Annotated in this window: 12 protein-coding genes; 8 read left to right on the forward strand and 4 right to left on the reverse strand. The window is 57.4% G+C overall.

What is annotated here, in order from left to right; genetic code table 11:
- The first annotated feature begins 684 nt into the window (after nucleotides 1-684).
- The 3 genes from U3A55_RS13180 to U3A55_RS13190 are packed head-to-tail and all read left to right on the forward strand — an operon-like array spanning nucleotide 685 to nucleotide 4,341.
- Nucleotides 685-2,496, forward strand: coding sequence for a hypothetical protein (locus tag U3A55_RS13180; RefSeq protein ID WP_330991959.1), 1,812 nt, complete (start codon nucleotides 685-687; stop codon nucleotides 2,494-2,496).
- Nucleotides 2,496-3,563: a hypothetical protein gene (locus U3A55_RS13185; RefSeq protein ID WP_330991960.1), complete on the forward strand. Its 1,068-nt coding sequence runs from the start codon at nucleotides 2,496-2,498 to the stop codon at nucleotides 3,561-3,563. The genes U3A55_RS13180 and U3A55_RS13185 overlap by 1 nt, the downstream gene beginning before the upstream one ends.
- On the forward strand, nucleotides 3,553-4,341 hold the full coding sequence (locus U3A55_RS13190; protein ID WP_330991961.1) for a DUF6339 family protein: 789 nt from the start codon (nucleotides 3,553-3,555) through the stop codon (nucleotides 4,339-4,341). The genes U3A55_RS13185 and U3A55_RS13190 overlap by 11 nt, the downstream gene beginning before the upstream one ends.
- Here U3A55_RS13190 and U3A55_RS13195 read toward each other — a convergent pair.
- The 3 genes from U3A55_RS13195 to U3A55_RS13205 all read right to left on the reverse strand — a co-directional run bounded on the left by U3A55_RS13195 (nucleotide 4,303) and on the right by U3A55_RS13205 (nucleotide 8,786).
- Nucleotides 4,303-4,626 (reverse strand): type I restriction-modification system subunit M N-terminal domain-containing protein, encoded by a 324-nt coding sequence (locus U3A55_RS13195; RefSeq protein ID WP_330991962.1) that lies wholly within the window; start codon nucleotides 4,624-4,626, stop codon nucleotides 4,303-4,305. The genes U3A55_RS13190 and U3A55_RS13195 overlap by 39 nt on opposite strands.
- Before the next feature lie 234 nt (nucleotides 4,627-4,860).
- Nucleotides 4,861-6,171: a hypothetical protein gene (locus tag U3A55_RS13200; RefSeq protein WP_330991963.1), complete on the reverse strand. Its 1,311-nt coding sequence runs from the start codon at nucleotides 6,169-6,171 to the stop codon at nucleotides 4,861-4,863.
- Nucleotides 6,172-6,233: 62 nt separating this feature from the next.
- The gene (locus tag U3A55_RS13205) at nucleotides 6,234-8,786 is read right to left on the reverse strand and encodes an ATP-binding protein (protein WP_330991964.1); all 2,553 of its coding nucleotides are present in this window, start codon (nucleotides 8,784-8,786) and stop codon (nucleotides 6,234-6,236) included.
- An 824-nt stretch (nucleotides 8,787-9,610) separates the two neighbouring features.
- Between U3A55_RS13205 and U3A55_RS13210 the strand changes: the two genes are divergently transcribed.
- Together U3A55_RS13210 and U3A55_RS13215 are read left to right on the forward strand one after the other, a co-directional pair.
- On the forward strand, nucleotides 9,611-10,567 hold the full coding sequence (locus U3A55_RS13210) for a winged helix-turn-helix domain-containing protein (protein ID WP_330991965.1): 957 nt from the start codon (nucleotides 9,611-9,613) through the stop codon (nucleotides 10,565-10,567).
- A 120-nt stretch (nucleotides 10,568-10,687) separates the two neighbouring features.
- Nucleotides 10,688-11,188: a flavin reductase family protein gene (locus tag U3A55_RS13215; RefSeq protein ID WP_330991966.1), complete on the forward strand. Its 501-nt coding sequence runs from the start codon at nucleotides 10,688-10,690 to the stop codon at nucleotides 11,186-11,188.
- A gap of 130 nt (nucleotides 11,189-11,318) precedes the next feature.
- Here the strand turns inward: U3A55_RS13215 and sod are convergent, their stop codons facing one another.
- Nucleotides 11,319-11,921 carry a superoxide dismutase gene (gene sod / locus U3A55_RS13220; RefSeq protein ID WP_330991967.1) on the reverse strand — a complete coding sequence of 201 codons (603 nt, stop codon included), beginning with the start codon at nucleotides 11,919-11,921 and terminating at the stop codon, nucleotides 11,319-11,321.
- Between the two features lie 201 nt (nucleotides 11,922-12,122).
- Between sod and U3A55_RS13225 the strand changes: the two genes are divergently transcribed.
- From U3A55_RS13225 to U3A55_RS13235, 3 genes are read left to right on the forward strand one after another with little or no spacing between them, the layout of a single operon-like run.
- On the forward strand, nucleotides 12,123-12,869 hold the full coding sequence (locus tag U3A55_RS13225; RefSeq protein ID WP_330991968.1) for a pirin family protein: 747 nt from the start codon (nucleotides 12,123-12,125) through the stop codon (nucleotides 12,867-12,869).
- Nucleotides 12,870-12,921: 52 nt separating this feature from the next.
- On the forward strand, nucleotides 12,922-13,434 hold the full coding sequence (locus tag U3A55_RS13230; RefSeq protein ID WP_330991969.1) for a SprT family zinc-dependent metalloprotease: 513 nt from the start codon (nucleotides 12,922-12,924) through the stop codon (nucleotides 13,432-13,434).
- Between the two features lie 57 nt (nucleotides 13,435-13,491).
- On the forward strand, nucleotides 13,492-14,790 hold the full coding sequence (locus tag U3A55_RS13235; protein WP_330991970.1) for a hypothetical protein: 1,299 nt from the start codon (nucleotides 13,492-13,494) through the stop codon (nucleotides 14,788-14,790).
- The last annotated feature ends 8 nt before the right edge of the window (nucleotides 14,791-14,798 follow it).

Raw genomic sequence — 14,798 nt, forward strand, 5'->3', positions numbered from 1 at the left:
CTCCCCTGGACGACAGATCCGCGGACGATGGTTCTGTGTCGGAGCTGGAGACACGTTCCGAGTCGAATTCGTACCCGACACCGAGCTGGCAGGCGTGGCGTGCGACGACAAGCCCACGCTGGATGGGGTTGCAGTGGAGCTCCCCGCGACGACTCGCGGATCGAGCCACTGTGGAGCTACCGCCCGCGTGTGCTGTTCGTGTTTGGTCGCGAGAAGGCGATGCTCCCCACTGGGGACAGACGCTTACATATCTGGGAACGACCGAAACGCCGGCGAGCCGGCTCTTCTCTCTTGAGAGCACGTATGGTAAGGATTCGATTTTCTCGATTGCGGCGCTTCCAGACTTGGCTCCTCGGTCTCGTATCCGGTCTCGGGAACGTTCTGAGGTCTGGTACGATCTCGTCGGAGCTCACTTCCTATCCGCCGGTTGCCCGCCGATTGACCAGCTATAGTGCGACCTCCCGTCTGTACTCCTCGGGGTGTTCTGATTGCTGATTTATCAGAACAGTAAATGTTTATAATATGGCGCAATCGATTACCGGTTATGAACGATTTCACACAGATCTGTCCTACTTCGGGGGGCTTCTCCTCCCACGACTGGTGTAACCGATGAGTGGCGCGTGGGGCTTTACGACATCGCGTCCAACTGACGCCCGATACGGCGACGATGTCGCGAAATACGCGATGTCGAACGGAGAACAGGGGCTCAAGACGTTCGTCCGTGAAGTCCTCCAAAACTCGAACGACGCCCGGCTTAACCACGATGATCCTGCTCAGGTAACCTTCCGCATCGAAACCCTCGAAGGTGACGAGCTTGAGGCGTATCTGGATGCCCTTGATGTCGACACCTGGGCTGAGCACGCGAACCTCGCTACCGATACAGAAAGCGGTGAACACCTTGCGGAGTCCATATCTCGGATCGAAGACGACCGCTCTCTTCGTATTCTTACTATCGAAGATCAAAACACAGAGGGACTTCTCGGAGCGGAAAATGCGGATCAGTCGAATTTCACGGCACTCGTCCGTGACGTCTTGTTTAGTAGCAAATCTGGAGATACTTCTGGCGGAAGCTACGGTCTGGGTAAAGCTGTCCTCTGGTTGTATTCGGGGCTCTCCATGGTGCTCTTCAACTCTACTCTTAGCGAGCCCGATCCCAGTGCGGACTCTCCACGTCTCATCGGTCGCACTCGGCTTCCTACCCACAAATCGAACGATGGGAAAACCGTATATCAGGGACATGGGTGGTTCGGTGACGTAGACGGTGCTGATGGTTCTCGACCGCAATCGATCTGGGGTGAGGAAGCCGAACATCTCGCTGAGTCACTCAAGATAGATCGTCCGAACACTCCGGGAACGAGCATCCAGGTCGTTGACTTCCGGGTTCCGACCGCAGAAGAACGCCTTCCCGACGACGAACTCGCCGATAAGATCACCGAGAAAGCGATTGAATGGTTCTGGCCGGCGATTTATCGTGGCAACCTTGAGGTTACTGTCGAGACCGAGTCCGAAACCAACCACGCTAGTATCTCCGAACATCCCGAATATACTCCATTTACTGCCTGCCTTGACGCTCGTCCGGATACCGCTGACGAGCTCGACGGTCCTGGAGAGGTCGTGGAAGAACCGATTGACCTCTCTGTCCCTGCTAAAGCCGGCGGGAGTGGTGCGACGGACGGCACCCTTGACTTACTCGTGCGTCGAGCGCGATCCGACGAGGGGTACCGCCGAAACAGTGTAGCTTTCATCCGCGGAGCGGGAATGGTCGTAGAATATTACGACCGCGACAAGGTTGTTGTCGGTAACGAGGACTTCCACGGCGTTCTGATAGGGGGACTAGCACGACCGTGGGGGACTGGAGTGGAACCTACTGACGCAGATACAGTGGTTGAAGAGTTCTTAACGGCCGCTGAACCACCACAACACGACGAGTGGCGGCGAACGGAAACACTCGCGAACACGTACAAGCAAGGGTTCCGAACCGCAGTTGAGGGCATCAAGCCAGATGTTACCGACAAACTACGGTCGCTCGTCGCTCCAAACGTGGATAGAGGTGCTGCTGGTCCGGAACGCCTCGGAAATCGATTTAAGATCGGGAATGAACGAACGGGGGGATCCAGCAGTCGTGAGTCACCGACCAGTCAACGGGTCACCGGAACAACCGACATCCAATTCGACGAGACTTACGATCACTGGCAGTTTGAAGGCGAGATAGAGCCGGTGAGCGACAAGAAAGAGATCCGCCAGGTCACGGTTTCGTTAGTTCGTATGGCCGAAGAGCGAGCGACGAACGACAGATTACCCGTTCGAAACATCTCTTCCGACACGACGGGAGTCTCGATTTCGCTCCCGGACGAAAACGGTGTTCAAGTGGGACAACTGAACGCCCCTCCAGGGACTACTTCTCTCACGTTTGAGGGGACTTCAGAGGAAGATACTCGGCGTGTTGAGACTCGGATCAAAGTATCGGCTGGTGTGACCGACCGGAGTGAGAACTAATGGCAGCGATGGATAACAACGCTACTGAGACCGACGAAGAACCGGAAGTGGAGCTTCAAACCGGGAACCTCGTAGCACAATCTCTTCCGCACCGTTACGCGAGAGACGAGATCGAATTCACTGTCGAGACGATCCAGTTGGACGGGACGCCTCTTGACGGGCGAGGCGATTTAGACGAATCCGATCGATATCTCTCCCTCGTTGACGAATCCAACTGGCAAACACTCACGCTGACCGGCACAGTTGACGTTGCGTCGGACACGATCAAAGAGGTGTTCCCGACGGAGGAGTGGGACGACCCGCCGGGTCGACTTGCCCTCGTGAAGACGAACCCGCTTGCGATTAGCCGCGACCGCCATTCCCTCGCCGACGCTCCAACCAAACCGGACACCTACGAGTTCAGTATCGACATCCCACGGAACCAGCACCGTGGAACCGTTACTATTGAACCTCATCTCGTACGTGCATCTGACCGCGAACCTACGGCGTCCAACTGTGCCTCGAAAGCTGGTTCTCGCTTGGCTAACGGTGTTCCTTGGACGATTGACCTTGATCGGCAGACGGACGCCGGCGGTCTTCTGATGCCTGTCATCGAGGATTTCAGTGACAGCGACCGCCTCCCCGATGACCAACACATTCACTACCTGAGTCTTGACGAGCCCCGCAATCCTCAACTCTACCTCAACCGTGAACACTCGCGGGTCATCAAAGTCCTCGAAAACGAGGGATCGACAGGTGGCCCCCCTCGTCTTCGCGACATCCTCTACGACTACATCGAACATTCGGTCTGGACTCAGCTCATCCTCCAGACCGCTAGAGACACCAATCCTGACACTGGTGAACCGGAGTATAGCTGGCAGGAGGACGTTCTGGAGCTCTTCCTTGACGATCTCTACCCGGAGGAAGATGACGACGACGCAGCTGCGGTTCAGCTCGCGTCAGATATCCGTACGATAGAGGATCTTCCCGACCTCGTCCAGAAAATCGAACGGGCCGTCCACCGCCGCTACGACATTCCTGCTGACACGACCAAACTCATCGAAGAGGCGATCCAGAATGACGACTGAAATTTACCACCTCAACAGTGCCGCCCAGCCCCTGGTTGACAACGCCGTTCTCAGCGGAGAACGCACTTTAACCGAGTCTGACGTTCGGCCCTACCTTAACCCGATCGGTAAAGCGGTTGACCTCACTCCTATTGACGACCGTATCCAGGAGATACGGGACGACGACAGTATTGATCCCCACGACAGCGAAATTGACGCGGAACTCGCTCCGACGCTTCATCGAACGCTGGATCTGACCCGGTACGAGGCTGCCGACGCTGGACTTTGGCACTACTTGTGCCTCGTTCGATTCCCCGACTTCGTCCACTATCGCTGGGATCACGTCTTTGATCCAGAGAGTCCCGGGAACATGGAAGAGAAGTTTCTGAAAGCAGGGAGCGACATCTACTCGAACGCACTTCATCGGCTCTGGTGGGCGGCAGAACTCACCTACGAGACTGGTGACACCGACGATCCGGCTGATCGAGACTACAGTCGAACGAAGAAGGTTCTCGAATTCCAGGAGCTCGCGAACGATATCCTTGACCACGACTTCGCTCGGTATATTCCCGTCACGCACGCCTGTGCAGACCTTCTCTGCCACGAAGCGCTGGACGACGTGAAGAAATCCGGCGACTATTCGGATCCTCCGTCCAATAGTCACGTCGTCAGTCGCACCACGACTCTCCTTCGGGAGGAGCTTACTGTACGCCGCGTAGAGATGATGGAGCCTGACGAAATCGCTGAAACGGTTAAGGAGCTACGTGAATACGTGCTGAACGGGGAGGACGACGGGTAAGTCTACAGTGCGAACAGGTAGGGGAGGGAGCCTCAGGAAGGCCCGGGTTTTCCGCACGATCTCTTCGTCGATGCCTTCCTCTTCAACGGCTTCCTCGGTTTCTTCGTTGAAGCGGTTGTTGACGCGTTTCAGGGAGAGAATGCCGAAGATGTAGTTTTTGTAGTCGGCTGCGTCGATGCTGCCGCGCAGGATATCGGCTGCCTCCCAGAGGTGGGACTCGAGCGTGTCGAGGTCAAGAGTCTGTGGCGTCCCGTCGTTCGGGAGTTCCGCCTGCTCTGAGTCCATTATGCTTCAAAATATCCTCAAACACCGTTTACCCGTTCGCCGTTAACGCGATTGCGTACACAGCCGTTCGCTCAACACGTGTCCGCTAATACGCATGACCTTGTGATGTGAGTTGACTCCGTTGGGATAAACTACGTACGTCCCGAGTAGGTGGAAGAAATTCCCCGCAATCGATCTTCGTGATAACCTGGCCAAGAAGACGCAAATCGGGTTATATGTTTGCCGAGGATGGTGTCACTCAACTCGGAAGGTGTACAGCGTCTCCGTGTCAGTGGTCGCTCCATTAGTAGGGTACTGCATTTTGTTGTTTACTAGTTTGTAACTCCGTTCGGATTCAGTTACGAACCCCTGTCTCTCGGCGATTTCTTTGAGGTACTCTGGCGTATTTATTACTCTTCCATAGGAAGTACTTGGCCCGATGATGAGACAGAATACGCCCCCTTGGGGGAGAACTTTGTGGATCTGCTCAATCCAATCGAATGCATCGAGGAAGTACTTCCTGAGGAGATTCGCCTTTCGCTCGTGGCCCTCCGCTTCGATTTCTGCAGTAACCTCACTTACCTCCGTGAGTGGAACCGGATCTAGGGACCGTAGCGTGTCCTGTTTTGGCTTCACGCTACCGAAGAAGTCACGTGATTCATCGAGCCGTTCTTCACGGGCATTCTTGTCGGGGCTATTGTTGAATAGCCCAAGCCACTCGTATTCCAGCCGATGACGGCGGGAGTACTCGATGGCATTACAGTAGGGCGGGGACGTCACCACCATAGTCGGGTTATATCCCGAATCTCGGCACATGCCTGCGAAATTCTTTGAATCTCCTCGGAATACGTCCGCGTTCCCAAGGTCGTCTACCGTACGTAGGTCTTCGTACCCCTTCGCGAGTCGGTTAGATACGTTTTTGAAAGATTGTTCAACATCGAAGTCGACTCCTTCTTCAAGTTGTTCTCGGCGAACCTTCGTAACCTCTAGTCCACTAACAGGCTCCGGATCCGCACGGGAAATTTGCCGTACCATCGCTGCGAGCGCTGTCCGAATGGCGTCCCACATCTGATCGTCCTCTTCAGGGACGTGATCGCGGGCCGTGATGAGTAGACGTGAGTATCCGACAGCGACGAAAGGCTCAAACCAGTGAAGAAGGTTTGTGGGTACTACGAACTCAGTTCCTTCGAGATTTTCTTCTACGCGGGTCTTAGCTTCCTCTTCAGTGTAGTCTCCTCTTTCAGGGAAGTCCGTCGCCTCACGGATATCGCTTGCTAAGGAACGTAGTCGATCTGGGTCGGTGGGATGGGTCTTTCCTCGCGTGATTAGCGAACTAAGAGGGTCAATGTCGTTGCAAATCGTATCCCTGCCACTTGTAATCGCCTCTACAGCCAGCGTCCCCGAGCCGGCCATTGGATCGGCGACGACGTCATGCTCCGGGTGATCCCTCAGAACCTTCGCAATGAGGGGTGGGTGAAACTTACCGGGGAACCGGTGAGCTCGATGAGTGTATGTCTCGACTTCCGGCAGGTCAAGAGGTTCGTAGGGTTCACTCTGCTGGCTCATTTCTATCTATAGAGGGGGACGTCAAGGACGTCAACCTTTCGGAAGCAAGGCTGCGTTGGAAACTACTCCTCGGTTTCCTCCTCAGAAACTATTAGGTCGCCGTTCAGCGCATCGTCAACCGATGCGCTTGTGCTGTTCACCTCCTGAAGCACGGTCTTCGGAGGCGCATCTATCTCGAAAGTATTCTCTTCCTTGGTCACCGAGGCAGTCAGAACATCTAGGGACTCCAGTCGTTTTTCGATCTCTTCTTTTTCAGTCCCACGGAGACGCTCATCATATGCCAAACCTCCAACTGACGGCGGGTTGGTGGGATCAGTCTCCATCATCTCGTGTCCGATCTCAATAATCTGCTCAGTCAATTCGTCGGTAGGTTTGGCTTCCCAGACCTCAACTATTCGATCGGGGAGATTATCGGGGTGTTCCTCGTTTCCGAGTATCTCTATCGTCTCGGAATAAGTGAACGGCTGGCGGTCGTGAAGTTTTAGGAACGTCTCCATCGCTCTCGTCGTCATCAGGGATATATTCTCTACTGCCCCTTCATTGATGTCTGAATCCAGATTCCTGAGCAGGGCACTTCGGTTATTTTCCCGCCCTTCTGTCTGAAACGTCCGAGCGATAACTACTGCTTGGTCGCAGTTCTGCTCCGTTCTGTGTCTATTTACAGAATCGAAGCTCAGTTGGGCGTGTGAAACGACTCCTTGAGATCCCTTTGCTTCCATTGATACGCGGTAATTTTCTCCAACTTGAGGAATCTCAATGATACCGTCGTGGGTGTCTGGCCCCCCTTCTTGCGCTGCGGCAAGTCCCACGTTCTGAAAAATATCGACGACAGCATTCTCGAAGCGTGTCCCACCTACAGTACTTGCATCATCTAACTCCTCCAGTTGATAGCGAAGTTCATCAGCCCCTAGCGTTCCTGCTGCGCTCCTGAGAACTGAGTCGAAGATTTGCCTGCTCGCGGCTAATGCCATACCATCTGCGCCACTGTTTCGGAGGTAACCGTGAATAAGCAGCCGTGCAGCTAGAATCTCTTTGAAGGCGTCCTCAATATTCTGGGTGAAATCGCTAGTGCTACGAAGCGTGTCTATGAGCGGATGACCTTCGTTTATGATAATAACGGAGTCATCGCTATCGAACTCTACTGCCCGATCTGTGGATCTTAACGGCCTGAGTTTGACTTCCACCTCGCTCAAGTTTATATCCAGATTACTACCTTGCGTATGAAGGCCGCTTACAGCATCGTACGCATATGGTCTTGAACGCTCTTGGAGCCGCTCTGAGAATGACCGTTGGACAGCAGGGCCGGTGGAGGGACTGTTCTCGCTGCTTTCACCCTCTTCTCCTTCGTCGTCGTCTTCCGCATCTGCACGTCTCTTCTGCGACCTAACTTCTTGGAAAGACTGCCTTGCAATCCTCCTTGCAATGTGAGTAGCCGGCTCGTCTTTTAACTGGTCTCTTTGGACTCGAATTTCCTCGTCAAGCCCTGGCATCTCGAACTCTCCTAAGAAATTGGCCCATACGCTGTGACTTAGAGGATCTAGGCCGAAGAGCGGATCTGATTTGTTTATCAGTTTCCCTCGCACATGGATGCGGAAACCGTTATCCTGAAATCCTCGTTCCCGTCGTTTCGTAGTTGTTAGAGGCCGGTCAAAGTAGCGGGCTTCCCCTGAGACTTTTCCCAAAACTGGCACTTCCAAGCCCGCGAGCCTTTCATCGGTGTTCTCAGGATCTTTGAAGGTCGTTAGCTCCACTTCATACAACTCTTCCTCAACCTCCTCCGGGCTTATGTCGTGGTGAGTCGACCAATACGTTTTAAGTACAGTTTCAATTCGTTCAACCATCTCGTCACTGGTAACATCTACACTAAACACCTCTTCCCCGTGAGGATCTCGTTCCTTAATCTTCTCCTGATTCAGATATGCAGTGAAATCTGTCGATGTTGGGATCGCTGTCTGAATCATGTTCTTCAGATGCCACGGCTGAAGATTATTACCAACATTTCGTTCTGGAACTTCCTCTACGACTGCGAGCGTCCAAGAATCCCACTCCCGCTCCCACGGATTCGGGACCTCCTGGAAGAAGTTTCCCAAGTACTCTTCCGCTTCTCCTTTCGGGAATTCATATACATCAAAATCCTTTTGAGCCCGGTCGCTCCCCTTCAGTCGGTTCTGATGTACAGAGACTACTCTGGTTGTCTCTCCGGTAGTCGCTGCGTACGTAAGCCGAGAACCGAGCGCGAAGGAAGCAAGCTTTCCCACCCCAAACTTCCCGATCTGCTGTCTACTGCCTTCTGTCCGACCTTCCTCCGTCTTCCGGCTAGATGCGACGTTCCAGAGCCATTGGAGGCCTTCCATGTCCATGGAGTTCCCGTTGTCAAGGACGTACAACGAATCGCCTACCTCGCCGGGGGTGTTGATGTGGCATTCTGTTGCGCCAGCGTCATAGCTGTTGCAGACAAGCTCCTCTATTGCTCGACGGGGATTATCGTATAGCTGTTCCGAGAATTGTTTGATGATTCTGAAATTGATGTCAATATTGACTGAATCGCCGGTGGCACCGTACTCCTTAGCTGTCTCATAAATTGTCTCTGGGTTATCGTCGTCCGAAGTCGTCATTACTAACGAGGTATTCTTTCTACTGAATTAATTTTTCGCTCAATATATCTATCCAAACTGAGTGAATCCTATCGCTGCTAAGCTGTGTTGATGCTAGTTTCTTCACCGAGAGAACAGATGGAAAACTCCACTATACTATCGATACCTCCGATAACGTTGATTTTTCTCAGAGTACTCGAGACTGGATCAATTAGCCGAGCACGTGCCCTACGCGCCGAGATGACGGAACAGGAACAAGAAGATCGGCCCGTACATTTCCGGAAAGGTACGCTGCCCCGAGCCCTGTAATCTCGTACTGTTGGTATCACGGGCGCACAGTACTCTGCCTGACTCAACACACGAAGGCGCTCGCGAACACGCCGCGAGGTCGTGGGCCGTCATAATCGTCGTGCAATCTCGCCCGGCCCGGCGATGTGAACGCTGGAGATGTGTTCGAGGATTCGTTCGTCGAGGCCGTCCATCCAACCGGATGCGTGTCTCATACGCCGTTCGCCTCCTTGGAATCGGTCATTTCCTCGGTTGAGTTTGGCGAGCTATCCCGACACGCTCTGTGCCTCGTGCCGATGGCACGAACAGGTCCGATTGCACTGAACTCTACGCGCTATAGTAAACGGCGAAAAAGGGAGGTGTTACTGACCGGCGGAGCGCGCGTGAAAAAGCGAATCAGCGCCGGAACTACCTTCCGGACGACCGATGAGTGAACTCGAACCCAGAAAATCCGCGACGACCGTGGCGTACCGTTCCGCCAGGGCCCCATTCAGGTTCTGCCATGGGTTCTCGCGGGTCCCGATACGCTTTACCGGCCGGTCGTCCATGCTTGGGGTATGAGTCAGTTCGACCGGTCCGCGCGCGAGGATGCGGATTCGGATGCGGAGTCGGCTGCCGGAGAGGGTGGCGTGGCGACGCCGCGGACGGAGGAGCGCATTCCGCCCGCGGACGTGTTTTCGGTGCTGGGGAACGATACGCGCGTGGATATTCTGCAGGCGCTGCTTGAACTCGGGGCGGACGAGGCGCCGGTGAGTTTCACGGACCTCTTCGAGCGTGTGGATATCGAGGATAGCGCGAACTTCAACTATCATCTCCGGAAGCTCACTGGCCATTTCGTGAAGCAGACGGAGGAGGGGTACGCGTTCCGCTATCCGGGGCGGAAGGTCGTGAGCTCCATCTTCACGGGGACGTTGACGGAGCGCGCGCAACTCGGGTTCTTCCCGGTTACGGGGTCGTGTTACGACTGCGGCGGGAGTCTGCACGGCTGGTACGTGGACGACACGCTCACCATCGGCTGCACCGAGTGCGCCACCATTCAGGTGAGTTATCCGTTCCCGTCGGGCGGATTGGACGACCGGACGACCGAAGACCTGCTGCAGGCGTTCCATCACTACGTCCGCCACCACTACTGTCTCGCCGCGGACGGCGTCTGCCCCGAGTGCACGGGAAGCGTGGACACTAGTCTCGTCCGCGACCCGGACCGAGACGACCTCGATGTCGCCGTTCGCCACGTCTGCTCGCGCTGTGGCTATCAGCTTCAGTCGACTGTCGGTGTCACGCTGCTCGACGACGCGCACGTCCTCGTCTTCCACTCCGAGCGCGGCGTCGACCTCAACACCGAGCCGTTCTGGCACTTCGACTGGTGCGTGAGCGACCGCCACACCGAAGTCGTGTCCGAGGACCCGCTCGAAGTCGAACTCACCCTCGCGTGCGGCGGCGACGAACTCTGCGTGCTCGTCGACGACGACGTTACGGTTACCGACACCGCGGTCGTCGAACACCTCTCTAACTGACTGCTGTACGCGTCTGCAGGAAGCGCTCTTCTCCCTCTAGCCCTACTCTTCGGGTATGACGTATCAGCGTCGTCACGCACGCATCGACCTCGAACCAGCAGAGCTCGAGGGTGGGGCGTGATGGTTGACGCGGACGCCTTCCGCACCGTCCTCGGTAATTTCGCGACGGGCGTTACCGTCGTCACCCTCCCCGGCGAGGAGCCGCACGGCATCACCGTCAACGCCTTCGCCAGTCTCAGCCTCGACCCGCCCGTTGTCCTCGTCTCACTGGACCACGGCACGGAAGCCCATCGAATCCTCCAGGAAACCGAGACGGACAGCTACGCCGTCAATATTCTCACCACGGAGCAGCGCGGCCTCGCCGAACACTTCGCGGGCATGACCGACGGCGGCGACCCGTTCGGTGAGAAAGCGACGACCACCGAAGCGACGGGCGCACCCGTCTTCGAGGACGCGCTCGCCGCCGTGGACTGTACGCTCCACGACACGTTCACCGTCGGCGACCACACTATTTACGCCGGCCGCGCCGAACACGCCGCCGTCCTCGACGAGACCGCCAATCCCCTCACCTTCTACCGGGGCGACTGGGGCACCGTCACCGACGACCCCTTTGACGACTGAACGACGCTACTTCATTTTTGTTCGCGTACGCGGGACTCATTCGAGATGTAGAGACGGGTGGAACCCCGGTGGGGTTCCGAAAAGGTGCCAACCGTGGGCCGACTGTCACCGCGGACGGAACCGAGTCCGCTTACTCGAAGCGGTCGACTGCGTCCGCGAACCGGCTCGCGGGCTCGTCCCAGTCGACGACGTCGAAGAAGTTACTGATGAAGTCGCCGCGGTCGGGGCCATAATCGTAGTAGTAGGAGTGCTCCCAGACGTCGAGCGCGAGAATCGGATGCGCGCCCCAGAGCGCGCCCTGGTCGTGCTTGTCGACTACGACGTTACGGAGCTGCTGGCTGTGGCTGTCGTAGACGAGGAGGGCCCAGCCGCCGGCGGCGGACGCGGCCGCTTCGAACTCGCCCTTCCACGCGTCGTAGGAGCCGAAGTCCTCCTCGATGCGCTCGCGGAGGTCGCCTTCGGGCTCGTCGCCTCCCTCGGGGCTCATGGACTCCCAGAACAGCGTGTGGAGCACGTGGCCGGAGCCGTTGTGCGTGACGTTGCGGATGGCGCCGGCGGAGCTGGAGAAGTCGCCGTCCGCGCGGTTGGACTCGAGCGTTTCCTCAGCGGAGTTCCAGCCGTTCACGTACCCCTGATGGTGGGTGTCGTGATGCCAGGTGAGCACCTGCTCGCTAATGTGCGGTTCGAGCGCGTCGTAGTCGTACGGCAACGCGGGAAGTTCGTAGTCGCTCATAGTGCAGTCCATTCTACCGCCGCCACGGGTATGAACGTTCTCTGTAGCACGTTCAAGTAGAAAAACCAATCATTCTGAAAGTGCCTATAGTGGGGCATTCAGAAACTCTCAACGAGGAATAGCGAATTATAGTTTGTGAGATGATGTCTTTCGACTTCCGGCTACGTGATGCTTATCAGTATTGGGCGGGTTCGTTTCTGTATGTCTACTGACGACCCCGAACGACGGTCCGAACCGGTCGCCGGACAGACCGTCCAGCACGGAACTGGCGTGAACTCGAACCGTGCGTTCCCGACGAACAACTACCCACACAATCTCGACCCGTTCGTCCTCTTCGAACGCTTCTACATCGACCCCGACAAGGGATTCCCGATGCACCCGCACAAGGGGTTCGAAATCGTCTCCTACATGATCGACGGCGGGATGGAACACGAGGACTCCCTCGGCGTCAGCCACACCGCGTACGAGAACGACGCGATGCGCATCACCACCGGCGGCGGCATCGAACACTCCGAGTTCCCCGCCGACGGCGGCTCCTGTAACGGCCTCCAGCTCTGGGTGAACCTCCCGCGAGAGAAGAAGGAAATCGACGCCGACTACGAGGACGCGAGCCAGGCCGACCTCCCGACCGAAGAACACGAGGGCGCCACGGTGACGACCGTCGTCGGCGACGGCTCCCCACTCAGCCTCCACACAGACATGGAGTACCTCGACGTGCGCGTCACCGACGAGTGGACGTGGAGCGTCCCCAACGACTGGGCCGGCTTCCTCTACGGCGTCAGCGGCGACGGAACCGTCGACGGCGACGACTTCGGCGTTGGCGACGTCGTCCCCACCACCGACGACGGCGAATTCGAGGTCGAAACCGACGACGCCCTCCGTCTCGTCGCCGTCGCCGGCGAACCCCACGACGAACCCATCCGCCAGCAGGGCCCGTTCGTCTTCTAACCCCGCCGGTCGACCCCGCATTCTATATCCGCTGCGCGCCCTTCTCTCCGTCGTGAACGAGGTCGAGTGGTACGCCGTCGCGCCGCCGTGCTCCCACGAGGAGTTCCTCGCAGCCGTCCGCGTGTACGCCCGCGACGCCGTCACCCACCACTCCCTCTCCGTCGCCGTCTCCGACCTGGAGTGGTCCGTCAGCACGCGCGCGAAGCGCCGCGCCGGCGTCCTCCGCTACCGCGACGACACACCCCTGGAGATTCGGCTCGCGTGGCGACTCTTCGAAAACCAGGGCTGGCACGCCGTCGCCAGCACCGTCCGCCACGAACTCGCACACGCCCACCTCGTCGCCGAACACGGGGACGCCAGCCACGGCCCGCGGTTCCAGCGACTCGCCGACCGCCTCAACACCGCCACGCACTGCCAGCGGTTCACCCCGCCCGAGTGGTGGGTCGTCTGCACCGACTGCGAGCACCGCCTCCCCCGCTACCGCGAATCCCGCCTCGTCCGGAACCCCGGCGAGTACGCCTGCGGTCGCTGCGGCGGACGCCTCACCGTCCACACGGCCGACTAACCCGCAAACGGTCTGCCTCAACGCTTATCCGTTCGTGCGACGAAACGTCCCTAATCGATGGCCAGCGTCTCTGCCTCCCACGTCATCCTCTTCATCGCCGCCGTCGCCGTCGCCGTGATGCTCGCCGGCACCGCCACCGGCGTCGCCAACGACGTCTCGAACGCCATCCGCGACACCGGCGACGACTACGCGGAAACGCTCGACACCGACTTCGCCATCATCAGCGACCCCGGCTCCGACGCCATCTACAACGCCTCCGATACCACCGTCACCCTCCTCGTCAAGAACACCGGCGCGAACGTCCTCTCCACAAACCCCGACCGCGTCGACACCCTCATCGACGGCGAATTCGTTCAAGAAACCACTATTACGGTCCTCGACGGCGACTACTGGCGCCCCGGCAACGTCGCCCGCATCACCCTCAACACCACCATCGACAACGGCGCACACCGCGTCATCGTCCGCTCCAACGAACAACGGTCACTACTGACGTTCCCGTTCTACGGGGGAGGGACTGCTACCGGTGAAATCGTCTACGCCGGGTCCGTCAACATCTTCCACGCTGACAGTGGTACCATCACCACCTACGTCTCGACCGAAAACCTCACTAGCAGTCTCATCGGCCTCGGTCCCGCCACTGACTTCGATAACGACGGGACCGCTGATATACCCTACACCACCCAGAACGATGAACTACACATCGCGTACGGAAACGGAACGACCAGAACTATCCTCCAAACATCGTACACCGACGACGACGGAACTCGACTCGCGGTCGGCAGCTGGAACGGGAGCGAACAGTCCATTCTCTTCGGGAACGACACCGCTATCTACAGGGTTACTCCCGACGGTCAGGTTCAGAATATCTACGACAAGAGCGCGCGCGCCATCGCCGGCGTGGCTGATGTCAACGGCGACGGCTTAGACGAACTCGTGTTCACTTCCTCCAGCGGTTCTCTCCAGCTCTTGACTCAGAACGGCACAATCGAGGCGTCCGGGAGCTATCCCGGCAACAGTAATCTGAACATCGGAACTCCGCGGGACTTCGACGATGACGGATACGACGAAGTCCCGTTCGTCAGCGGGAGCGGCTATATCAACCTCGCCGAGTATCGTGACAGTCAGTGGACCAGTACGACTGACCCCCTGAACAACTCTGACTCGTATTCGCCGATGAACCAGCGCACGTTAGGAACCTACGATGTTGATTCCGACGGGGATTACGAGATAGTCTTCGTCGCTCCTGATGACGAACTCGCGTACATGGAAGCGAGTGGGCCCGACCGCGGCATCGTCCGCATCTTCACCAACGCTACGGGAGACTCAGTTACGGTCACCTCTCCTGGTGTCGCGTAGTCATTAAC

Source organism: Salarchaeum sp. III (genome assembly GCF_036418315.1).
Taxonomy (GTDB): domain Archaea; phylum Halobacteriota; class Halobacteria; order Halobacteriales; family Halobacteriaceae; genus Salarchaeum.

Excerpts from the sequence above, each read along its gene's own strand:
- U3A55_RS13180 (WP_330991959.1), top strand. The coding sequence starts at position 685 with ATGTCGAACGGAGAACAGGGGCTCAAGACGTTCGTCCGTGAAGTCCTC.
- U3A55_RS13185 (WP_330991960.1), top strand. The coding sequence starts at position 2,496 with ATGGCAGCGATGGATAACAACGCTACTGAGACCGACGAAGAACCGGAA.
- U3A55_RS13190 (WP_330991961.1), top strand. The coding sequence starts at position 3,553 with ATGACGACTGAAATTTACCACCTCAACAGTGCCGCCCAGCCCCTGGTT.
- U3A55_RS13195 (WP_330991962.1), bottom strand. The coding sequence starts at position 4,626 with ATGGACTCAGAGCAGGCGGAACTCCCGAACGACGGGACGCCACAGACT.
- U3A55_RS13200 (WP_330991963.1), bottom strand. The coding sequence starts at position 6,171 with ATGAGCCAGCAGAGTGAACCCTACGAACCTCTTGACCTGCCGGAAGTC.
- U3A55_RS13205 (WP_330991964.1), bottom strand. The coding sequence starts at position 8,786 with ATGACGACTTCGGACGACGATAACCCAGAGACAATTTATGAGACAGCT.
- U3A55_RS13210 (WP_330991965.1), top strand. The coding sequence starts at position 9,611 with ATGAGTCAGTTCGACCGGTCCGCGCGCGAGGATGCGGATTCGGATGCG.
- U3A55_RS13215 (WP_330991966.1), top strand. The coding sequence starts at position 10,688 with ATGGTTGACGCGGACGCCTTCCGCACCGTCCTCGGTAATTTCGCGACG.
- sod (WP_330991967.1), bottom strand. The coding sequence starts at position 11,921 with ATGAGCGACTACGAACTTCCCGCGTTGCCGTACGACTACGACGCGCTC.
- U3A55_RS13225 (WP_330991968.1), top strand. The coding sequence starts at position 12,123 with ATGTCTACTGACGACCCCGAACGACGGTCCGAACCGGTCGCCGGACAG.
- U3A55_RS13235 (WP_330991970.1), top strand. The coding sequence starts at position 13,492 with ATGGCCAGCGTCTCTGCCTCCCACGTCATCCTCTTCATCGCCGCCGTC.